Here is a 21,596-nt window from a genome sequence, read left to right on the forward strand (position 1 = left end):
AACATGATGTCCGGCACTCAGGCACCAGCTAAATGCAAGCTGGATAAGTTTTTTAAATTGACCGAACGAGGAACAACGGTACGCCGTGAAATTCTGGCAGGGCTCACGACTTTCCTGGCGATGGTTTACTCAGTCATCGTTGTTCCGGGTATGTTAGGGCAGGCCGGATTTCCTCATACTGCTGTCTTTATTGCGACTTGTTTGGTTGCCGGTTTTGGCTCTTTGTTAATGGGGCTTTGGGCTAATTTGCCAATGGCAATTGGTTGTGCAATTTCACTGACTGCATTTACCGCTTTTAGTTTGGTTTTGGGGCAGCAAATCAGTATTCCGGTTGCGCTTGGTGCGGTATTTCTGATGGGCTGTTTGTTTACTGTGATTTCTGTTACCGGTATTCGCTCCTGGATTTTGCGCAATATACCCATGGGTATTGCGCATGGTGCGGGGATTGGTATTGGGCTATTTTTGTTACTGATTGCGTCAAATGGTGTTGGTTTGGTCATTAAGAACCCGTTGGAAGGTCTGCCTGTTGCTCTGGGTTCGTTCACCTCTTTTTCAGTTATGATGACTTTGCTTGGTCTGGCGGTTATTTTTGGCCTGGAAAAATTGAAAGTGCCTGGTGGTGTGCTGCTGGTGATTGTGGTGATTTCTGTTATCGGGCTGATTTTTGATCCGGCGGTGAAATATCAAGGATTCTTTAAAGTACCCAACCTGGGAGATGACGGCCTGTCTTTGGTTTTTAGTATGGATATTATGGGGGCTTTACAGCCGATTGTATTACCCAGTGTGCTGGCATTGGTCATGACCGCCGTATTTGATGCAACCGGCACAATCCGCGCAGTGGCGGGGCAAGGGAATCTGTTGGATAAGGGCGGGCAGATTATTAATGGCGGTAAAGCGCTAACTGCCGATTCTGTCAGCAGTATTTTTGCAGGCGTCATCGGTGCTTCTCCGGCTGCGGTATATATCGAATCAGCGGCGGGTACTGCCGCAGGGGGTAAAACAGGTTTAACTGCAACAGTTGTCGGCATCCTGTTCCTGTTAATTTTGTTCCTTTCTCCACTTTCATATCTTGTACCCGTGTATGCGACCGCGCCGGCGCTGATGTATGTTGGTTTGCTGATGCTGAGTAATGTCAGAAAGCTGGATTTCGATGATTTTGTTGGAGCAATGTCCGGTATGCTCTGTGCGGTCTTTATTGTTCTGACTTGCAATATTGTCACTGGTATTATGCTGGGTTTCGGTTCTTTGGTTATTGGCCGTGTTTGTTCCGGTGAATGGCGTAAGTTGAATGTCGGTACAGTAGTGATTACGATCGCTTTGGTAGTATTTTATGCTGGTGATTGGGCTATTTGATTGATTAAAAAGTGCGTAAGGTGTATCCATGCCTGCGCACTTTGCCATTTCTTGCGATTACTTTTAAATTCTCAATTATTTCACCGCTATTTATCTGATTAGTTTACAATATTCCTGCAATTCTTTCGGATACGACTCAGCATGTATCTACCTTTTTCGATTGATTCAGTTATTTTAGCATTAAGATCTATTCTCACTGTTTTTGTTTTGACGGGAAGAAAAAAGTCTCAATCTGTATATCAACGGTTCTCAGGTAAATTGTAAGGGCAACATGGAAATATTCTTTACTATTCTGATCTTGATTTTGGTGGTTTCAGTCTCTGGTGTTTTGGCTAAGGTGATTCCGTTCCGCATACCTCTGCCGTTAATGCAAATTGCAATGGGTGCATTGCTGGCCTTGCCGCATTTTGGCTTACATGTGACTTTCGATCCTGAGCTGTTTCTTGTCTTGTTAATCCCTCCTTTGTTATTCGTTGATGGTTGGAAAACGCCAACTAGAGAATTTTTCCAGTACGGAAGGGAAATTTTCATACTGATGCTGGTATTGGTGCTGGTTACTGTTATCGGTATTGGTTATCTGATTTACTGGCTGATGCCAGGCATTCCATTAATTGCTGCCTTTGCCCTTGCCGCTGTGCTATCGCCAACGGATGCGGTGGCTTTATCATCCATTGTCGGAAAAGGGCGCATGCCTAAGCGCATGATGAGTGTGATGGAAGGGGAAGCGTTAATGAATGATGCTTCCGGTCTGGTGGCCTTAAAGTTCGCTGTCGCGATAGCGATGGGAACGATGGTATTTACTGTTACCGGTGCGACTATCGAATTCTTCAAAGTTGCTATCGGCGGTTTGTTATCTGGTATTGCGGTGACCTGGTTGTACAGTAAATCCTTGCGTTTGATGAACAGCTGGAGTGGTGGTGATCCGGCGACTCAAATTGTTTTCATGCTGCTGCTGCCCTTTGCTTCTTATTTGATTGCCGAACATATTGGTGTTTCCGGTATCCTTGCTGCCGTCGCTGCGGGTATGACTATCAGTAAATCTGGCGTTATCCGTAACGCGCCGTTGGCGATGCGTTTACGGGCCGATAGTGTCTGGTCAATGCTGGAATTCGTGTTTAACGGTCTGGTATTTATCATGTTGGGCCTGCAATTACCGGGGATCTGGGAAACGTCCGTTGTGCAGGCAGAACTTGATCCAACGGTTGAAACCTGGATGCTATTTGCTGCGGTAGCTGTGATTTATGTTGCGCTTTTACTGCTGCGTTTTTGTTGGTTGTGGTTGATGAAGAATATCAGCAAAACCTTTATGAAAAAAAATCCACTGGATTTTGCTAATTATACCGCCCGTGAGTTATGGTTGGCGTCTTTTGCTGGTGTTCGTGGTGCAATCACACTCGCTGGTGTTCTGTCTGTTCCTTTGTTCCTGACTGATGGTACGCCATTCCCGGCTCGTTATCAGCTTATCTTTATTGCAGCAGGTGTCATCCTGTTTTCTCTGTTAATTGGGGTTATCTCTTTGCCATTCCTGTTACGGGGAATTAAAGCTTCCGATAAACAGGCAAATATCAGTGAAGTGCGAATGGCGCGGGCAGCAATGGCAGAAGTGGCTATCGTCAGTATGAATAAGATGGAAGAACGCCTTTCTGTCAGTCCAGAAGAGCAATTGGATGCTGAGGTTATTACCGAAGTTGCTTCCAGGGTAATTGGTCATTTGCGTCGCCGTACTGTGGGGCAGGATGAGATAGAACATAACTTGTTGGTGGAAGATTTGGAGCGTCGTTTCCGTCTGACTGCGTTAAGAGCAGAACGCGGTGAGTTATATCATCTGCGTGCAACCAGAAAAATCAACAATGAGACACTTCAGACTTTGTTGCATGATTTGGATTTACTGGAGGCTTTACTGGTAGAGAAAGATCACTGATTCTCTGTGATTCACGGGCTGTCACGACAATCTTGTCGATTGTGCCATTCAACCTGATTGGTGGATATCTCACCTGTCAGGTTGATAGCTCATTTGCTTGGTTTGCTGGTGTCTGGCTGACGGTGTTGGTTTTCCTACCGGAACCTTGGCAATGATGGAGAGTATCTTGGTTCCGGTGGGGTAGCTGATAAATTTACCATTGGAGAAAGTTTGGTTGATGAGTTGTTCTTGGTTCACCAACACTTGATCTTGAAATGCCCTTCACGAATGGCAGGTTATCCATTGCGTGCTGGCGTGCGGAATGGATAAATGCGTCAATCTCAGGCTGGTATTGTTCGCCTTCCCGGACGGCAGCATACAGCCTGCTCCATAAACCTTCTCCCAGTGTTTTCGTTACGACTAGCCCTTGTCGTTCAAATGTTTCAACAACCCAGTGTGGCAGAGCAGCGATCCCCATACGGGCAGCGACCATTTGAATCAGTAATAGCGTGTTATCCACATTTTTCAGTGTGGGGATGACGCCGGCGGGTTGCAAGAAACGTCGCCAGATATCAAATCGTTGGCGCTGAACGGGATAGATCATCAACGTCTCGTCAATTAAATCCTTTGGCTGAATGTGCAGCTTATTTGCCAGAGGGTGATCTGGGGCGATAATCAATTTGACCTCATAATCAAATAGTGGTGTGTAGTGCAGATCACTATCAGGAAGAATATCTGATGTCAGAACGACATCTAATTCTCGTTGCAGTAGTGCCGGTTGTGGATCAAAAGTGACGCCGGATTTGAAATCCACATTGACTTGCGGCCAGGTTTCGCGGAAATGTTTGAGTGCGGGGGTCAGCCATTGAATACAACTATGGCATTCAATAGCGATACGCAGATTGGTCTGGCCCGGTTCCTTGCATTCGCGCAGTGCGTTTTGGACCAGCGGGAGCACTTGTTCTGCCAACCGTAATAAAACTTCACCCTGTGGTGTGAAACGAAGTGGTTGACTTTTACGGATAAACAATCGGAAACCAAGACGGTGTTCAAGATCACTGAATTGATGAGACAAAGCGGATTGTGTCTGATGCAGGTGATTAGCCGCTGCTGCTAATGAACCACAATGACTCAATGATTGTAATGTTTTTAAGTGTTTTATTTCGATCATGAGAAACCTTCAGGATGATAATGAATAAATTGCGCTTGTGGTTTATACCTTACCTGTTGATTATGGATGTGTAAACATCTAGACGGCTAAAAATGACGGGATAATGAATATGACGATTATTAATCACACACTTGGCTTTCCACGTATTGGTTTGAAAAGAGAATTAAAAAAAGCTCAGGAAAATTATTGGGCAGGGAAAATTTCTCAGCAAGAATTATTGGAAACTGGCCGTGAGTTACGTGCCCGTCACTGGGAACAACAGAAGCAGGCTGGTGTTGATTTAGTGCCGGTTGGTGATTTCGCTTGGTATGATCATGTTCTGACCACCAGCTTATTGCTGGGTAATGTACCACCGCGTCATCAGAATGCAGATGGCATTATTGATCTGGATACACTATTCCGTATTGCCCGTGGTCGTGCACCGACTGGTGAGCCTGCTGCTGCCGCAGAAATGACTAAATGGTTTAATACTAACTACCATTATATTGTGCCGGAATTTCAGCAAGGCCAGGAATTTAAACTGAGTTGGACTCAGTTACTGGAAGAAGTGGATGAGGCCCTAGCTCTGGGTCATAAAGTGAAACCCGTTTTACTGGGACCGGTGACTTACCTGTGGTTGGGTAAAGTGAAAGGTCAGGTGTTTGATCGACTCTCTTTACTGAAAGACATTCTTCCTGTTTATCAGCAAGTGTTAGCTGAGTTGGCTAAACGTGGTATTGAATGGGTTCAGATTGATGAACCTGCTCTGGTACTGGAATTGCCGGAAGAGTGGCTGGCAGCTTATCCGGTTGCTTATCAGGCACTTCAAGGGCAAATTAAATTGTTGCTGACCACCTACTTTGATAGCATTGGTCACAACCTGGAAATCATTAAATCGCTGCCTGTACAGGGGTTGCATGTGGATCTGGTTGCCGGCAAAGATGATGTTGCGCAGTTGCATGAGTCACTGCCAAAAGAGTGGCTGCTTTCCCTGGGTGTAATTAATGGCCGTAACGTATGGCGAGCTGATTTAACCGCTAAATATCAGTTGATTAAACCACTGGTAGATAGTCGTACACTATGGATTGGTTCATCTTGTTCTCTGTTGCACAGCCCTATCGATCTGAGTGACGAAACAGCTCTTGATGCAGAGGTGAAAAGCTGGTTTGCGTTCGCATTGCAGAAATGTGAGGAATTGGTTCTGCTGGCAGCGGCGTTGAATCAGCCAGAAGGCAGTAAACAAGCAGAATTGGATGCCTACAGTGCACCAATCCGTGGCCGCCGTGAATCTAAGCGGGTGAATAATCAGACTGTTACACATCGCCTTGCCGCTATTGAGCCACAGGATAGTGAACGTAATCAACCCTATCCACAGCGTGCGGAGGTACAGCGTCAGCGTTATAACCTGCCATTGTGGCCAACAACAACGATTGGATCATTCCCGCAAACAACGGAAATCCGTGGCTTGCGTCTGGATTTCAAAAAAGGCCGGGTAGATGGTGCCAGCTATCGCACCAATATTTGTGAACATATTAAGCAGGCAATCAACGAACAGGAACGTTTAGGATTGGATGTATTGGTTCATGGTGAAGCTGAACGTAATGACATGGTGGAATACTTCGGTGAACACTTTGACGGCTTTGTTTTTACGCAGAATGGTTGGGTTCAGAGCTATGGCTCCCGTTGTGTTAAGCCCCCGGTGATTATTGGTGATGTCAGTCGCCCTGAAGCTATCACTGTAGAATGGGCTAAATATGCTCAATCGCTGACGGATAAACCTGTCAAAGGGATGTTGACCGGGCCGGTGACTATCCTCTGCTGGTCATTCCCAAGGGAAGATGTCAGCCGTGAGACTATTGCTAAACAGATTGCATTGGCACTGCGTGATGAAGTGGACGATTTGCAGAAAGCCGGCATTGGTATCATCCAGATTGATGAGCCGGCATTGCGTGAAGGTTTACCACTGCGCCGTGAAGAGTGGCAGGCATATCTCGATTGGGCTGTAGATGCCTTTAAATTGAGCGCTGCAATTGCCGAAGATGACACACAGATTCACACTCATATGTGTTATTGCGAGTTCAATGACATCATGCCTTCCATTGCGGCACTGGATGCGGACGTGATTACCATTGAAACTTCCCGTTCAGATATGGAGTTGCTGGATTCATTCGAAAACTTCTCTTATCCGAATGAGATTGGACCCGGTGTTTATGATATTCATTCACCTAACGTACCTAGTGTTGAATGGATTGAAGCATTGTTACGCAAAGCGGCTGATCGTATTCCGGTTGAACGCTTGTGGGTTAACCCGGATTGCGGCCTGAAAACCCGTGGTTGGACTGAAACCCGTCAGTCACTGGCAAATATGGTACAGGCGGCGAAACGTCTCCGCGAATCAGTAAAATAACTCAATCCAGTAATTTGCCCATCACCTTTATTGGTGGTGGGCTTTTTCATAAATAATATTTTTCTTGGGGATATTTGTCGCTTAATGGAGCCTATTCTGTAATCAAACTTTTTATGACTTATATATATATTCCATATTGATATTGGAAAAAATACGTTTTATTAACAAAATACCCGCGACGTAACAAAATGGGATCTGGAAGCATTGTAATAGAAACTAAATAATTAAAGAGAGGATTATATGGATGTAAATAATTTGCAAGGTAAGAAAAGTAGCTCTCGAAGAGATTTTTTAAAAGGTAGTGCTGCTATCACGGCAACGGCTGCACTTGCTCCAATTGGCCTTGCACGTGCGGAAGGCAAGTTATTGTCACAGAATGGAAATGGAATAGGTGTGTGTACCCTTGCCCCAGAGCAGATATCAGGGCCATATTTTCGGAATAGTAAAATTGTCAGGAGGGATATTACTGATTCAGAAGCAGGAATACCTTTTTTATTAAAAGTAACTATTATGGATGAGAAAACGTGTAAGCCTGTTGATAAATTATTTGTTGATATTTGGCACTGTAATAGTCGGGGGAAATATTCTGGTTGGAGTTATATAAGTCCGGATATACCACCTGAAGTTGGTGAAATATCCGGTATCAACAGAACTGATGATAAAGTTTTTCTAAGAGGGGCTCAACAATCGGATAAAAATGGGGTGGTCAATTTTACCACTATTTACCCAGGATTTTATGTTGGCAGAGCAACTCATATTCATATTGCAATTAGACAAATCAGCAAAGATATAAATGAAGAAGAACATTTTGCCTTTGTTGGTCAAATGTATTTTCCGGAAGAAGTCAATACAGAGGTCTATAAATATGATTTGTATTCAAAGCGGAGGGTAATCAGAACAAAAAATCATGAGGATAAATATTTCAAAAATATGAATGGCCATCTTTCAGAAATAAAAGTAACAAAAATAGACGAATCTGATATTAATCGTGGGATACTGGGTGAAATAATTTTGTCAGTAAACTTGGAAAACATCTCTAATCTCATAACTAAAGATGATTTATATTCACATACAGTATGATCGATTTTGTTGAATAAATTAAACTTCAATATAATAACAGTCGAAATTATAAAGTAACCTATGTAACTGGAGTAAGTGAAAGCAGCCAACAAAGCAGCAACTTGAAAGATGAAGGATATAGTTACATACGGACATTGTGCAGGCACAGAGCGGATTATCTTTGCAACATTATCCAGTAGATCATATTTCTCTGTGCCTGTCACTTTTGTGGAGAATTTTTAACTGTGCGAGCAGAATATCAAATTAATGAGTTGCACCTCCACTGATGACGATATCCTCACTGTTTTTTAATGCTTCATCAATGGCGATTTCCAATGCTGTTATTACTGTTTCCAGTGCCATACTCGGTGTGCCAGAGTACCGCACTGCCTGCTCAGGCAGATAAGGGATATGGATAAAACCCCCGCGTATTTCAGGATTGGTGTACGTCAGATGATGCAGCAAGCCATACATGACATGATTACAGACGAAAGTACCTGCGGTCTGTGAAATTGAAGCTGGGAGTCCTGCTTCATGTAAACCTTTGACCATTGCATTGATTGGTAACGTAGCAAAATAGGCAGCGGGACCAGTTGCTACGATCGGCGTATTGATAGGCTGGTTACCTTGATTATCAGGAATGCGTGCATCGTTGATATTAATCGCCACGCGTTCCACGGTGATATCAGCTCTACCGCCCGCCTGTCCTACGGCAATCACCAGATCAGGTTGGGCATCATGGATAGCAGAATATAAGCAAGTCAGGGAGACGTCGAACACGCATGGAAGTTGGCGTGCTTCTATACGCGCTCCACACAATTCGCGCCCTTGTAACTGCTTGACTGCTTCCCATGATGGATTAATCGTTTCATTGCCGAAAGGCTCAAAACCTGTAATTAAAACTATTTTCTGTCTTGCCATAGGTAGTGCTCCTGTATGATGGAAAGGTTCTGATATGTTTAAACAATATGTATCCTATTAAAGGGTGACGGTGATATCTATATTTGGTAATTGTTTTATTTTTGTTGAAAATATAAAGAGAATATGGTGAAAAATAATAAATAATATTTCCTCGTTAATTATAGGGTGAAATGCAGTTGATTTTTAAATATGTTTTTCATAGGAGAAAGTTACTGTAAAAATCATTCGGATCATTGTGCTGTTGCTTTTAAGTATTATGACATAAATTTTAATAATAGTGGCTATTTTTATTTTTGGAAATTAACGGTTATTGGGGTGTATATTTCTTTATGACTAGAACGATATTTACTGCTATCAATTCTCTGGATAGAAAATTTCGATGAGATAGTCATTTTTTTCGTCTTGACAATTAATAAATCAAGTTAGCCATTTGGATATATTCTGTTCCCAATATTGTTCAAATCATAAATATAATTAAATAATTGGCTGTTTGCTCTATAATATGAGCGTATTCAGTTTAGCTTATGGTAGAAAGGAAACGCCCAGTTCTTTATTTTTGAGTTTGTGATTACTATTTAGGCATGTGTTAATTTTTTTCTTTATAATAGTCCGCTTATTTTGACTCATTTTATGATTGTTTTGTGACTTGCATCTCAAAATAATGTACGTTTTTCTTTTTTATCTTACTTTGAAGTGATATTTATCACTAAAAGATGTCTAAATGCTCAATACAGTAGATTTCAACTAATTTCGTTATAAATTCTTCCCTTTGAGGAGTCTGATATGTCTGATGTATTTCACCTAGGTCTGACCAAAAGCGACCTGCAAGGCGCAACTTTAGCTATTGTTCCAGGCGATCCGAAACGTGTGGAAAAAATTGCAAGATTGATGGATAACCCAGTTCATCTTGCTTCTTTGCGTGAGTTCACGTCGTGGCGTGCAGAAATTGATGGTAAAGCGGTTATTGTCTGTTCCACGGGTATTGGTGGCCCGTCAACTTCCATTGCTGTTGAAGAATTAGCGCAATTGGGGGTTCGTACTTTCTTGCGTATTGGGACAACAGGCGCAATCCAGGAAAATATTAATGTTGGTGATGTGCTGGTAACCACGGCCGCTGTTCGTTTGGATGGCGCTAGCTTGCATTTTGCGCCAATGGAATTCCCGGCGGTTGCCGATTTTGACTGTACTACTGCACTGTATGAAGCCGCAAAAGATTCCGGTACAACGACACATGTGGGTGTAACGGCCTCTTCCGATACTTTTTATCCTGGTCAGGAACGCTACGATACCTATTCCGGCCGTGTTGTGAGCCGTTTTAAAGGCTCAATGGCGGAATGGCAGGCGATGGGTGTCATGAACTATGAAATGGAATCTGCAACTTTGTTGACTATGTGTGCAAGCCAGGGGCTGCGTGCAGGCATGGTTGCCGGTGTTATTGTTAACCGTACTCAGCAGGAAATTCCTGATGTTGAGTTACTTAAGAAAACAGAAAGTAACGCATTGGGGATTGTAGTCGAAGCTGCTCGCCGTTTGTTGTAAATAATACTTTTTGGGCCGGAGTATTCCGGCTCACTCTTCTTTTAAACAGAAATCTGTTAATGTTTTAAAATTTACAACTAATTAAGAGTCATCATGATTACAACATCTTTATTGCACCCATCAGTACTTCCCCTTCATGGCGGGATTAATTTTCGTGATTTAGGCGGTAAAACGGTAGCCAATGGTGGGAAAGTTAAATCAGGTTTACTTTTTCGCTCCGGTGCTTTGGATCGTTTAACGGAAAAAGACCAATCTTTTCTGACAAATAAAAACCTCTTTCAAATCATAGATTATCGTGACATAGGTGAAATAGACGATAAGCCTGATCAGATATGGCATGGGGCTAATTATCATCATGCTCCTGCCAATCCATTATCTAAGGAAGTGAATGCGAATCTGGAAAAATTGACATCAGAGATGTTGGAACAATTTGATCCGCAGTCATTTATGTTCCGTCTTTATAAATTACTGCCTTTGAATAATGAGGCCTATAAGATATTAGTTAAGTTGCTGCAACAGCCAGAAAAGGGCGGGATAGTACAACATTGTGCGGTAGGTAAAGACAGAACCGGTGTGGGTTCTGCACTGGTGTTGTTTGCACTTGGAGCCGATTTAGATACGGTAATGGAAGATTATTTGGTGACGAACGCCACACTGGCACCTTACCGTGAGTATTTGTTAAATGAACACGCGAAAACCATGAGTGATGATATGGTTGAGAAATTCGCTTATGTTTATTCCGTCAGAGAAGAATTTTTAATGGCGGCACTAAACAGTATTAACCAGAATTATGGCAGTGTAGATGTATGGCTGGAGAAAGATCTTGGCCTTGATTTTTCTGCCCGTCAGAAATTACAAGGTTATTTCCTTGAATAAGAAGTTGGTTTAATTCTGGTTAATACAACAGTGGTTAAATTGAATGTGGTATTAATCAATACAGGAATTTGAATTTGAGCCTTCATGAAATAGTTGAATTGGTAGTCGCTTTTGTTAAAGCACACGATACCTGGATCATGCCGATTGTTTTCTTACTTGCTTTTGGTGAATCTCTGGCTTTTTTCTCCTTGTTATTGCCTGCAACGATCATTTTGCTTGGATTAGGTGCATTAATAGGTGAAAGTGGCCTTAACTTCTGGTCAATTTGGTTGGCCGCCGCAGTAGGGGCTTTTTTGGGCGATTGGGTATCCTATATCGCTGGTGCGCATTTTAAAGGTGATGTTGGTAAAATTTGGCCTATTTCCCGTAAACCACAATTGCTGACACGAGCGCATAATTTCTTTGAGCGCTGGGGTATTTGGAGCATTTTCTTTGGTCGGTTTTTTGGGCCATTCCGGGCAATTGTGCCATTGGTGGCAGGTATTTGTACCATGCCGTTGCGTTACTTCCAGATTGCCAATATCTGTTCCGCACTTATCTGGTCTTTTGGGGTATTAGCTCCGGGCGCTTTTGGTTTGCAATGGTTATCTCAATGGATAAGTTAATTGAGAGCGGCTTCGCAGGCTGAGACACTTGTGTAAATCAACCTGGACATTTATACAGTGTTAATTTAACTTAACAGGTCGAAGAATATAACAGAGGAAATACAAGTGGATATCCAGTTGTTATATACGTTGATTGGCGTTCTTGGTGGCCTGTTGGGCGGTGGGGCTCTCGTCTGGCTTTTCATTCATCAACGTATTCAGCAGCAGGAACTGGAGTTACGGGAACTGAGTAGTCAGCTTGCAGTTGCCAATGAAAAACTTGAGCAGTCTGTTTACTGGCGGGTTGAATGTGAGCAACTGAACCAAGAATTACGGGCTCAGAGAGAAATCAATAACGTGCAAGAATCTGAGTTGCGGGAAGTGACTACACGTCTGGAAGAGAACCGTCTTGCTGCCGAAGAGAAACAGCGGTTATTGATCAACAGTGAACTACGCCTGAATACCCAATTTGAAAATCTGGCTAACCGTATTTTTGAACAAACAGGCCGTCGTACTGATGAACAAAACCGGCAGAGTCTCAATAGTCTTCTGGCACCATTTCGTGAACAGCTTGATGGTTTTCGCCGTCAGGTACAGGAGAGTTTTGGTCAGGAAGCCCGTGAACGGCATACTCTTGCACATGAAATCCGTAACTTGCAGCAACTGAATGTTCAAATGGCGAAAGAAGCAGTCAATCTGACCAATGCACTTAAAGGTGACAACAAAATTCAGGGAGATTGGGGGGAAGTGGTGCTGGCGCGTATTCTGGAAGCGTCCGGTTTACGGGAAGGACATGAATTTCGCACTCAGGTGAATATCAAGGCAGAGGGTAACAGCCGCTTCCAACCCGATGTGATTGTTCATCTGCCGCAAGGGAAAGATGTGGTGATTGATGCCAAAATGTCGCTGGTCGCTTATGAGCGTTATTTTAATAGTGAAGATCAGCACCAGCGGGAATCAGCCCTTCAGGAGCATATTAGCTCAATTAAAGGTCATATCCGTGGTTTGAGCCGCAAAGATTACCAGCAGTTGCCCGGGTTGAAATCGCTGGATTATATACTGATGTTTATTCCGATTGAACCTGCTTATTTGGTTGCGCTCAACAGGGCGCCTGAGCTGCTTGATGAGGCACTTAAACACAATATTATGCTGGTTAGTCCATCAACATTATTAGTTGCTGTACGTACTATTAATAACTTGTGGCGCTATGAATATCAAAGTCAGAATGCGCGTTTAATCGCGGATAAGGCATCCCGTATGTACGATAAGATGCGTTTGTTTGTTGATGATATGCAAGGCTTAGGGCAAAGCCTGGATAAAGCTCAGATGAGTTATCGGTTGGCAATGAACAAGCTCACTGAGGGGCGTGGTAATCTGATAAGCCAGGCAGAAGGGTTTCGTAAGTTAGGGGTTGAGGTGAAACGTTCTATTGATCCCGAATTGTCTAATAAGGCTAACCAACCCTCCTGTGCTAATGATTAACGCCAGGATAGGGTTTTATCTGAAAGGCTGATACACTTTTATAACAGTTTGAATAAAAAACGGGCAAATAACATGGTAGACCAAACGAAACAAACCACACATTTTGGTTTCCGCACCGTAGCCAAAGATGAAAAAGAAGGTATGGTAGCCGAAGTATTTCATTCCGTTGCGGCAAAATACGATTTAATGAATGATTTGATGTCGTTTGGCATTCATCGTGTTTGGAAACGTATGGCTATTCATGCCAGTGGTGTTCGCCGAGGCCAGAGAGTCCTTGATTTAGCTGGCGGTACCGGAGATTTGGCCGCCAAGTTTTCTCGTATAGTTGGTGAAACGGGTGAAGTTGTTCTTGCTGATATTAATGAGTCTATGTTGAAGGTTGGGCGTGAGAAATTACGTGATACCGGTATTGTTGGTAATGTCAGCTATGTGCAGGCTAATGCGGAAGCGTTGCCTTTCCCTGATAACTATTTTAATTGCATCACTATCTCTTTTGGTTTGCGTAATGTAACTGAAAAAGAAAAAGCCCTGCGTTCTATGTTTCGGGTTTTGAAACCGGGTGGGCGCTTATTGGTACTTGAGTTTTCTAAACCGTTGCTCGCACCATTAAGCAAAGCTTATGATGCATACTCTTTTCATGTACTGCCAAAAATTGGGCAGGTTTTTGTCCAGGATGCTGACAGTTATCGCTACTTGGCGGAATCCATTCGTATGCATCCTGATCAGGAAACACTTAAAACCATGATGGAAAATGCGGGTTTCGAACAGGTGACTTATACCAATATGACCGGCGGTATTGTTGCGCTACACAGAGGTTTTAAATTCTAAGATGGAAAGACCATCATTGAGTACAGCTATTAATTCCACACTTATGCCGGTCTTAACCGCAGTGATGGAAAGATCGTTGAATCACCTGTTGTACCGCGAACCTGTATTAAGGCCCGCCCGTATGCGGCTGGTGGGCAAAGTTTTGTCGATTGAACTGCAAGAAATGAATACACCACTCACATTAGTATTCAGTGAAAAACAAGTGGATGTATTAAGTCAATGGGCTGAATCTGCCGATTGCACGGTTAAAACTAACTTTGCTGCTTTGCTTACGCTACGGGATCGACAACAAATTTCCAGGTTGCTTAATAGTGGTGAAATGGTTATTGAAGGGGATATGCAGGTTGTTCAGCAATGGTCTGCTTTGTTGGATATGGTTGAATGGGATTTGGCCCATTATCTTTCCCCTTATCTCGGGGATATCGCTGCTGAAGGCATCAGTCAGGCCATTAAAAAAGGATTTCAGTTTGTTTCCAGCTCAATAGAATGTCAGAAAAATTATCTGGTGGAAACATTAACGGAGGAATGGAAACTGGCACCAAATGCGCTTGAAGTGGCTTATTTCAGCGAAGAGGTCAGCGTGTTGACTAAAGATATCAGTCAAATAGAACAACGATTGACAGTATTAGAGGAAAAATATGACTCCAGGTGAATTAAGGCGCCTTTATTTGATCATACGGGTTTTTCTTTCTTACGGGTTGGATGAGCTGATTCCTCGGATTCGCTTGACTTGGCCTCTTCGTTTTGGACGTTATTTGTTGTTTTGGATCCCGAATAGACATAAAGATAAATCGCTCGGGGAGAGGCTGCGACTTGCCTTACAGGAGTTAGGTCCTGTCTGGATTAAATTTGGACAGATGCTTTCAACACGGCGTGATCTTTTTCCTCCGGCGATAGCTGATCAACTGGCGTTGTTGCAAGACCGAGTTGCCTCTTTCGACGGTGCTCTGGCTCGTCAATATATTGAAGCCTCTTTAGGGGGGGCGCTGGAAATCTGGTTTGATGATTTTGAATCTGTAGCTTTGGCCTCTGCTTCAATTGCGCAGGTACATACTGCCCGGTTAAAAGAGAATGGTCAGGAAATTGTTATCAAAGTGATCCGCCCTGATATTCTGCCGGTTATCAAAGCGGATATTCGGTTAATGTACCGCCTGGCTAATTGGGTACCTATGTTGCTGCCTGATGGGCGTCGTTTACGCCCTCGTGAAGTGGTGCGGGAATACGAAAAGACGTTGATTGATGAGCTGAATTTACTGCGTGAAGCTGCTAATGCAATTCAGCTTCGCCGTAATTTCGAAAATAGCTCAATGCTTTATGTACCGGAAATTTATTCTGATTATTGCCGTGAAAATGTTTTGGTGATGGAACGGGTTTATGGTATCCCGGTTTCTGATATTGCAGCACTGGAAGCGCAGAACACCAATATGAAATTGCTGGCTGAACGGGGAGTACAGGTCTTTTTTACTCAAGTCTTTCGTGACAGTTTTTTCCATGCGGATATGCATCCTGGGAATATTTTTATCAGTTATGAGCATCCTGAAGATCCGTTTTATATTGGTATTGATTACGGTATTGTGGGTTCGCTTAATAAGGATGATAAACGTTATCTGGCGGAAAATTTTATCGCTTTCTTTAATCGTGATTACCGGAAAGTTGCTGAACTTCATGTGGATTCAGGTTGGGTTCCCAGTGATACTAATGTTGAAGACTTTGAATTTGCAATCCGTACAGTCTGTGAACCAATATTTGAGAAGCCACTGGCGGAAATTTCGTTTGGTCATGTTCTTCTGAATCTATTTAATACTGCCCGCCGTTTTAATATGGCAGTGCAGCCTCAGTTAGTGCTTCTGCAAAAAACGCTTTTGTATGTAGAAGGATTAGGACGACAGCTCTATCCGCAGCTTGATTTGTGGAAAACAGCAAAACCATTTCTGGAGGAGTGGTTACATAGCCAGGTTGGATTGCCGGCTGTTATTCGGGCGCTGAAAGAAAAAGCACCTTATTGGGCAGAAAAGTTGCCGGAACTACCTGAATTAGTGTATGGCAGTCTTCAACAGCATAAACATTTGCAAGCCAACATTGAGAAGCTATCAGATCAGTTAAAAGGGCAGCAGATAAAACAGCGACAGTCACAGTATTTGTTCGGTGTTGGTGCGACACTATTTCTTTGTGGGAGTTTGTTTTTGTTGTCTGGCTTAGTCAATATTCCTTGGTTGTTTATGGGTGTCGGTGTCGTTTCATGGCTGTTTGGCTGGTGTCAGTTAAGTAAAACAAAGTAAAATTTGTCTTCGGTATTTTCGAGTATATAGTTCGTCATATAGTGAGCTATTAATGATAATCCCTGTTAAAGAGGTAAACCAGAATGGGCGGTATAAGTATTTGGCAATTACTCATCATTGCTGTCATCGTAGTACTGTTATTCGGCACAAACAAACTCCGTACTTTGGGGTCTGATCTGGGAGCGTCTATTAAAGGTTTTAAAAAAGCGATAGGGGATGATAATCCGCCTCAGCAAGCTCAGAAAACCAGTAATGATGCTGATTTTGAGACTAAAAACATTGCTGAAAAGCAATCTGTAGCTCAATCTGAATCATCTGAGAGCAAAAACAAAGAGCAGGTATAAACCGTGTTTGACATTGGTTTTAGTGAACTGCTGTTGGTTATGGTCATTGGCTTGGTGGTTCTGGGGCCAGAACGGTTACCGGTGGCAGTTAAAACGGTTGCCGGCTGGATCAGAGCATTACGCTCTTTAGCAGCTAACGTCCAAAATGAGCTTGCTCAGGAGCTGAAATTGCAAGAGCTCCAGGAAAGCCTGAAAAAAGTCGAAGAAGAGGCGGGGTTACAGAATTTGTCCCCGGAATTAAAAGCTTCGATGGATGAGCTAAAAGAAGCGGCTGAGTCTTTGAAAAAGGCATACCAAAATGAGCCTGATGTAGGGAATATGAAAGCATCAGAAACAGATGCGGTGGCCCCAAAGCCAGCAGCGTCTCAGATTGTGGCTTCGCCCATATTATCTTCTCCGGTGGATGATAAAGCGGTTTCTGAAACGAAGAAAAAAACTTCTGATTAAGTTAATGGTGAACACGAAAACATGGCTGTTAATGATACTCAACCACTTATCAGTCACCTTATTGAACTGCGTAAGCGAATTCTAAACAGTTTACTTACTGTATTAGTGGTTTTTTTAGCGTTGGTCTATTTTTCTAACGATATCTATCAGATGATCTCTGCACCTTTGATTAAGCAATTGCCTCAAGGTGCCAGTATGATAGCGACGGATGTTGCCTCTCCCTTTTTTACACCAATAAAGCTAACCATTATGGTGTCTATATTCGTATCTGCACCTATGGTTCTCTATCAGGTATGGGCATTTATTGCACCCGCGTTATATAAGCATGAACGTCGCTTGATGATCCCTTTGCTCGTTTCCAGTAGCCTGTTGTTTTATTTGGGGATGGCATTTGCTTACTTCATTGTATTTCCGATTGCTTTTGGATTCTTTGCTAAGACAGCTCCTGTAGGGGTTCTGATTGCAACGGATATTAGTAATTATCTGAGCTTTGTCATGGCACTATTTATGGCCTTTGGTGTCTCTTTTGAAGTCCCGGTTGCCATTATTTTGTTGTGCTGGAGTGGAGTAGTTACACCTGAATCCCTGAAGAAAAAGCGGCCGTATATTTTGGTAGGTACTTTTGTTGTTGGCATGTTATTGACGCCGCCGGATGTTTTCTCACAAACCTTACTCGCTATTCCTATGTATCTGCTGTTTGAATTGGGGATTTTACTTTCCCGATTCTACACTGGACAGCGCAAACTGGGAGATCGTTCAGAAGAAGAGCAAACATCAGAAGCAAATACGGAAAGGTGATAATAGTAATCTTAACATGTTGTTCTGTAGTGCTAAGATAATTAACTCAAAGCGATAGCATATTAATTAACCCAGCGTCTATGTGCTGGGTTTGAGTTAGGAGAGCTATATGAGCTATGCATTTCCAGGAACTTTCCCTGGTCGCCGTATGCGCCGAGTGCGCCGTCATGATTTTTCCCGTCGTCTGGTTGCTGAAAATCAATTAACTGTTAATGATTTAATCTATCCGGTGTTTGTGATGGAAGGCACTAACCGTCGTCAAGAAGTACCTTCTATGCCAGGAGTGTATCGTCTGACAGGGGATCTTTTGCTGAAAGAAGCTGAAGAGATTGCCCGACTGGGTATTCCTGTTTTGTCTCTGTTCCCTGTTATTGAAGCAGATAAAAAATCTTTGGATGCGAAAGAAGCGTATAGTCCTGATGGACTGGTTCAACGCACGGTTCGTGCGCTGAAAAATGCTGTTCCTGAATTGGGATTGCTGACTGATGTAGCATTAGACCCATTCACTACACATGGTCAGGATGGGATCATCGATCAAGATGGTTATGTGATTAATGATGTAACCAAAGAAATTTTGGGCAAACAGGCTCTGTCACATGCAGAGGCTGGGGCTGAGATTGTCGCACCGAGCGATATGATGGATGGACGTATTGGTGCAATCCGCGAGTTGTTTGAAGCGGAAGGCCATGTAAATACTCAGATTATGGCCTATTCTGCTAAGTATGCTTCGGGTTATTATGGCCCATTCCGTGATGCGATCGGTTCAAGTAGTCATCTGAAAGGGGGTAATAAAAAAACCTATCAGATGGACCCGGCTAACAGTGATGAAGCATTGCAGGAGATTGCACAGGATTTGCAGGAAGGTGCTGATACTGTAATGGTTAAACCGGGTATGCCTTACCTGGATGTTATCCGCCGGGTAAAAGACACCTTTGGTGTGCCGACCTTTGCTTATCAAGTATCTGGCGAATATGCTATGCACATGGCTGCGATCCAGAATGGTTGGTTGCAGGAGCAGGTCATTATGGAGTCCTTGTTATGCTTCAAGCGTGCAGGAGCGGATGGTGTACTGACATATTTTGCAAAACAGGTTGCTCAACAGTTATATGAGCAGAGGTTTTAATATTTGATTAAAAACGGGTGAATGTGAATTCTGCCCGTTTTTTTTCTGATTAAAGCTTCACAAACTGTTTGTTATCAAGTGCTTTAGGTAATTGTTTATTCAGAATATTCAGTAATAGAATAGAGCGGGTTTCTCCATCTGGCTCATTGTAGATAGCCTGCAATCCTTCAAATATTCCTTCTGTGATTAATACTGTATCACCGGTCACAGGTGTATTTGGTGATACATATTCTTGTTCTGTTGCAGACATGATTTCATTAATAAGAGCGTCCGGTACGATAGCCGGGCGTATACCAAAACGGACAAAATGGCTAACGCCGCGTGTTGAATGGATAGTCGTGGTATGAATAACTTCTGGGTCAAACTGAACAAATAGGTAATTAGGAAAAAGGGGTTCTGTATTCACAGTACGTTTACCGCGAGTTATTTTTTCAATTTTCGCGGTAGGAGTCAGGCAGGCAACATCCTGTCGTTCCAGATTTTCTATTGCTCGTGAAATTTGCCCACGCTTACAGTAGATGAGGTACCAGTTTTCCATGTTTATTTAACCTTGATCCAATGACTATTAAGCATAGCAAAATAGGAAAGGGCATTACAGGAATTATCTTAGTGATAATTATTTGATGATAGATATTTATTGTTATGAGTGGAATGGGTACTGCGTTTCTTTGTGAAAATGCTGTAAGTAATATCATGGTAAGCCATGAGTAAAGCGAAAAATATAATATTGGTGATTCTTTCTGCAATTAATATAAGGAAAAGAAAGAGAGAAGTATTTCTGCTGAGTAATAGCAAACTTTTAGGTAATCCGAATTGGTTGAGTTAGGCGAAAGCGCTGACACTAAGGTATTCACTAATTTGGGTCTCATTGTGTTGTATTTGGCTCTGAGGTCGCAAGGTTGAGTAAAATCCATTGCTTTTTAGTAAGTTATTGGTTTAGTTTTGTAGTCTTCCGATAAAAACATAAAAAAAGCGCAGTGGGATAGCTTATAATGTTTTTCCCCTTAAAAACCGGCATGAATGGATAGTATGAAATACCGTGACTTAAGAGATTTTCTAACCTTGTTGGAGCAGAAAGGTGAGTTGAAACGCATCAGTCTCGAAGTTGATCCTTATTTAGAGATGACTGAAATTGCGGATCGGACCCTTCGTGCTGGTGGACCTGCTTTGCTGTTTGAAAATCCCAAAGGTTATTCAATGCCTGTATTGTGTAATTTGTTTGGTACTACTGAGCGTGTTGCTATGGGGATGGGGCAGAAAGATGTTAAGGCTTTGCATGATGTAGGTAAGTTGCTGGCTTTTTTGAAAGAACCCGATCCTCCGAAAGGCTTTCGTGACTTGGTGGAGAAGCTACCGAAATTTAAGCAAGTTCTTAATATGCCGACCAAACGGCTTAACAGTGCGCCTTGTCAGGAGCAAGTTTGGGCTGGTGACGATGTAGATTTAACCCGCCTTCCTATAATGCACTGTTGGCCAGAAGATGCTGCTCCGTTGATTACTTGGGGGCTGACGGTAACCCGTGGTCCGAATAAAGAGCGGCAAAATCTTGGGATTTATCGCCAGCAAGTGCTGGGTAAAAATAAACTCATTATGCGCTGGTTATCTCATCGTGGTGGAGCCCTTGATTTTCAGGAATGGTGTCAGGCACATCCAGGAGAACGCTTCCCGGTAGCTGTTGCGTTAGGTGCCGATCCGGCAACAATATTGGGGGCTGTGACACCCGTTCCTGACACGTTGTCGGAATATGCATTTGCTGGGTTATTACGAGGATATAAAACAGAAGTTGTGAAATGTCTTTCAAATAATTTGGAGGTACCAGCAAGTGCTGAGATCATATTGGAGGGATATATTGAGCCTGGCGAATTAGCTGCAGAAGGGCCATATGGTGACCATACGGGTTATTATAATGAAATCGATATGTTCCCAGTGTTCACCGTAACGCATATTACTCAGCGTCACGATGCCATTTATCATTCTACTTATACTGGTCGCCCGCCAGATGAACCTGCTGTGTTAGGGGTTGCACTGAATGAGGTGTTAGTCCCGATTTTACAAAAGCAGTTTCCTGAAATTGTCGATTTTTATCTGCCGCCGGAAGGTTGCTCCTATCGTCTTGCCGTTGTGACCATGAAGAAACAGTACGCAGGTCATGCCAAGCGAGTCATGATGGGAGTTTGGTCATATCTGCGGCAATTTATGTATACAAAATTTGTTATTGTTTGTGATGATGATATTAATGCCAGAGACTGGAACGATGTCATTTGGGCAATAACTACACGAATGGATCCGGCAAGAGATACAGTATTAATGGAGAATACACCAATCGATTATCTCGATTTTGCATCACCAGTCTCAGGATTAGGATCGAAAATGGGAATGGATGCAACGAACAAATGGCCGGGGGAGACGCAGAGGGAATGGGGACGCCCTATTGTGATGAGTGAAGAAGTGCGTACCCGCGTCAACAAGATTTGGGATGAATTAGATATTTTAGGACCATAAGAGG

The 21,596-nt window shown here is 43.0% G+C and carries 20 protein-coding genes; 17 read left to right on the forward strand and 3 right to left on the reverse strand.

Features of this window, described 5'->3' with window-relative positions; translation table 11 throughout:
- Positions 1-6 precede the first annotated feature (6 nt).
- The 3 genes from ACUN2T_RS02895 (at position 7) to ACUN2T_RS02905 (ending at position 3,429) form a co-directional block, all read left to right on the forward strand.
- Positions 7-1,353, forward strand: a complete 1,347-nt coding sequence (locus ACUN2T_RS02895) for an NCS2 family permease (RefSeq protein WP_445497790.1) — start codon at positions 7-9, stop codon at positions 1,351-1,353.
- Positions 1,354-1,624: 271 nt separating this feature from the next.
- Entirely contained in the window at positions 1,625-3,274 is a 1,650-nt protein-coding gene (locus tag ACUN2T_RS02900; RefSeq protein ID WP_445496158.1) for a Na+/H+ antiporter, read from the forward strand.
- Positions 3,275-3,306: 32 nt separating this feature from the next.
- Complete coding sequence (locus ACUN2T_RS02905; protein ID WP_445496159.1) at positions 3,307-3,429, forward strand: hypothetical protein; 123 nt, start codon at positions 3,307-3,309, stop codon at positions 3,427-3,429.
- Positions 3,430-3,467: 38 nt separating this feature from the next.
- Here ACUN2T_RS02905 and metR read toward each other — a convergent pair whose 3' ends face one another.
- Entirely contained in the window at positions 3,468-4,424 is a 957-nt protein-coding gene (metR, locus tag ACUN2T_RS02910; protein ID WP_445496160.1) for an HTH-type transcriptional regulator MetR, read from the reverse strand.
- A 109-nt stretch (positions 4,425-4,533) separates the two neighbouring features.
- Here metR and metE point away from each other — a divergent pair, with 109 nt between their 5' ends.
- Positions 4,534-6,810 carry a 5-methyltetrahydropteroyltriglutamate--homocysteine S-methyltransferase gene (metE, locus tag ACUN2T_RS02915; protein ID WP_445496161.1) on the forward strand — a complete coding sequence of 759 codons (2,277 nt, stop codon included), beginning with the start codon at positions 4,534-4,536 and terminating at the stop codon, positions 6,808-6,810.
- Between the two features lie 240 nt (positions 6,811-7,050).
- Positions 7,051-7,890 carry an intradiol ring-cleavage dioxygenase gene (locus ACUN2T_RS02920; protein WP_445496162.1) on the forward strand — a complete coding sequence of 280 codons (840 nt, stop codon included), beginning with the start codon at positions 7,051-7,053 and terminating at the stop codon, positions 7,888-7,890.
- 243 nt (positions 7,891-8,133) lie between these two features.
- On the opposite strand, the gene pcp is transcribed toward ACUN2T_RS02920, so the two are convergent.
- On the reverse strand, positions 8,134-8,790 hold the full coding sequence (gene pcp, locus ACUN2T_RS02925) for a pyroglutamyl-peptidase I (RefSeq protein ID WP_445496163.1): 657 nt from the start codon (positions 8,788-8,790) through the stop codon (positions 8,134-8,136).
- 783 nt (positions 8,791-9,573) lie between these two features.
- Between pcp and udp the strand changes: the two genes are divergently transcribed.
- From udp to hemB, 11 genes are all read left to right on the forward strand, one after another.
- Entirely contained in the window at positions 9,574-10,329 is a 756-nt protein-coding gene (udp, locus tag ACUN2T_RS02930) for a uridine phosphorylase (RefSeq protein WP_445496164.1), read from the forward strand.
- Between the two features lie 93 nt (positions 10,330-10,422).
- The gene (locus ACUN2T_RS02935; RefSeq protein WP_445496165.1) at positions 10,423-11,205 is read left to right on the forward strand and encodes a tyrosine-protein phosphatase; all 783 of its coding nucleotides are present in this window, start codon (positions 10,423-10,425) and stop codon (positions 11,203-11,205) included.
- 74 nt (positions 11,206-11,279) lie between these two features.
- The gene (locus ACUN2T_RS02940; protein ID WP_445496167.1) at positions 11,280-11,810 is read left to right on the forward strand and encodes a DedA family protein; all 531 of its coding nucleotides are present in this window, start codon (positions 11,280-11,282) and stop codon (positions 11,808-11,810) included.
- A gap of 150 nt (positions 11,811-11,960) precedes the next feature.
- Complete coding sequence (rmuC, locus tag ACUN2T_RS02945; RefSeq protein WP_445497791.1) at positions 11,961-13,271, forward strand: DNA recombination protein RmuC; 1,311 nt, start codon at positions 11,961-11,963, stop codon at positions 13,269-13,271.
- A gap of 72 nt (positions 13,272-13,343) precedes the next feature.
- Positions 13,344-14,099, forward strand: a complete 756-nt coding sequence (gene ubiE / locus ACUN2T_RS02950) for a bifunctional demethylmenaquinone methyltransferase/2-methoxy-6-polyprenyl-1,4-benzoquinol methylase UbiE (RefSeq protein ID WP_445496168.1) — start codon at positions 13,344-13,346, stop codon at positions 14,097-14,099.
- Position 14,100: 1 nt separating this feature from the next.
- Complete coding sequence (gene ubiJ / locus ACUN2T_RS02955) at positions 14,101-14,751, forward strand: ubiquinone biosynthesis protein UbiJ (RefSeq protein WP_445496169.1); 651 nt, start codon at positions 14,101-14,103, stop codon at positions 14,749-14,751.
- Positions 14,738-16,378, forward strand: a complete 1,641-nt coding sequence (gene ubiB, locus ACUN2T_RS02960; RefSeq protein ID WP_445496171.1) for a ubiquinone biosynthesis regulatory protein kinase UbiB — start codon at positions 14,738-14,740, stop codon at positions 16,376-16,378. The genes ubiJ and ubiB overlap by 14 nt, the downstream gene beginning before the upstream one ends.
- A gap of 83 nt (positions 16,379-16,461) precedes the next feature.
- Positions 16,462-16,722 (forward strand): Sec-independent protein translocase subunit TatA, encoded by a 261-nt coding sequence (tatA, locus tag ACUN2T_RS02965; protein ID WP_445496172.1) that lies wholly within the window; start codon positions 16,462-16,464, stop codon positions 16,720-16,722.
- Between the two features lie 3 nt (positions 16,723-16,725).
- Positions 16,726-17,169 carry a Sec-independent protein translocase protein TatB gene (tatB, locus tag ACUN2T_RS02970; protein ID WP_445496174.1) on the forward strand — a complete coding sequence of 148 codons (444 nt, stop codon included), beginning with the start codon at positions 16,726-16,728 and terminating at the stop codon, positions 17,167-17,169.
- Between the two features lie 21 nt (positions 17,170-17,190).
- Complete coding sequence (tatC, locus tag ACUN2T_RS02975; RefSeq protein ID WP_445496175.1) at positions 17,191-17,967, forward strand: Sec-independent protein translocase subunit TatC; 777 nt, start codon at positions 17,191-17,193, stop codon at positions 17,965-17,967.
- A 109-nt stretch (positions 17,968-18,076) separates the two neighbouring features.
- Positions 18,077-19,090, forward strand: coding sequence for a porphobilinogen synthase (gene hemB / locus ACUN2T_RS02980; RefSeq protein ID WP_445496177.1), 1,014 nt, complete (start codon positions 18,077-18,079; stop codon positions 19,088-19,090).
- Positions 19,091-19,139: 49 nt separating this feature from the next.
- Here the strand turns inward: hemB and rfaH are convergent, their stop codons facing one another.
- Entirely contained in the window at positions 19,140-19,628 is a 489-nt protein-coding gene (rfaH, locus tag ACUN2T_RS02985) for a transcription/translation regulatory transformer protein RfaH (RefSeq protein ID WP_445496178.1), read from the reverse strand.
- Positions 19,629-20,119: 491 nt separating this feature from the next.
- On the opposite strand from rfaH, the gene ubiD reads away from it, so the two are divergent.
- Positions 20,120-21,592, forward strand: coding sequence for a 4-hydroxy-3-polyprenylbenzoate decarboxylase (gene ubiD, locus ACUN2T_RS02990; RefSeq protein WP_445496179.1), 1,473 nt, complete (start codon positions 20,120-20,122; stop codon positions 21,590-21,592).
- The last annotated feature ends 4 nt before the right edge of the window (positions 21,593-21,596 follow it).

The organism is Photorhabdus machadonis (assembly GCF_052657765.1).

Excerpts from the sequence above, each read along its gene's own strand:
- ACUN2T_RS02895 (WP_445497790.1), top strand. The coding sequence starts at position 7 with ATGTCCGGCACTCAGGCACCAGCTAAATGCAAGCTGGATAAGTTTTTT.
- ACUN2T_RS02900 (WP_445496158.1), top strand. The coding sequence starts at position 1,625 with ATGGAAATATTCTTTACTATTCTGATCTTGATTTTGGTGGTTTCAGTC.
- metR (WP_445496160.1), bottom strand. The coding sequence starts at position 4,424 with ATGATCGAAATAAAACACTTAAAAACATTACAATCATTGAGTCATTGT.
- metE (WP_445496161.1), top strand. The coding sequence starts at position 4,534 with ATGACGATTATTAATCACACACTTGGCTTTCCACGTATTGGTTTGAAA.
- ACUN2T_RS02920 (WP_445496162.1), top strand. The coding sequence starts at position 7,051 with ATGGATGTAAATAATTTGCAAGGTAAGAAAAGTAGCTCTCGAAGAGAT.
- pcp (WP_445496163.1), bottom strand. The coding sequence starts at position 8,790 with ATGGCAAGACAGAAAATAGTTTTAATTACAGGTTTTGAGCCTTTCGGC.
- udp (WP_445496164.1), top strand. The coding sequence starts at position 9,574 with ATGTCTGATGTATTTCACCTAGGTCTGACCAAAAGCGACCTGCAAGGC.
- ACUN2T_RS02935 (WP_445496165.1), top strand. The coding sequence starts at position 10,423 with ATGATTACAACATCTTTATTGCACCCATCAGTACTTCCCCTTCATGGC.
- ubiE (WP_445496168.1), top strand. The coding sequence starts at position 13,344 with ATGGTAGACCAAACGAAACAAACCACACATTTTGGTTTCCGCACCGTA.
- ubiJ (WP_445496169.1), top strand. The coding sequence starts at position 14,101 with ATGGAAAGACCATCATTGAGTACAGCTATTAATTCCACACTTATGCCG.
- ubiB (WP_445496171.1), top strand. The coding sequence starts at position 14,738 with ATGACTCCAGGTGAATTAAGGCGCCTTTATTTGATCATACGGGTTTTT.
- tatA (WP_445496172.1), top strand. The coding sequence starts at position 16,462 with ATGGGCGGTATAAGTATTTGGCAATTACTCATCATTGCTGTCATCGTA.
- tatC (WP_445496175.1), top strand. The coding sequence starts at position 17,191 with ATGGCTGTTAATGATACTCAACCACTTATCAGTCACCTTATTGAACTG.
- hemB (WP_445496177.1), top strand. The coding sequence starts at position 18,077 with ATGAGCTATGCATTTCCAGGAACTTTCCCTGGTCGCCGTATGCGCCGA.
- rfaH (WP_445496178.1), bottom strand. The coding sequence starts at position 19,628 with ATGGAAAACTGGTACCTCATCTACTGTAAGCGTGGGCAAATTTCACGA.
- ubiD (WP_445496179.1), top strand. The coding sequence starts at position 20,120 with ATGAAATACCGTGACTTAAGAGATTTTCTAACCTTGTTGGAGCAGAAA.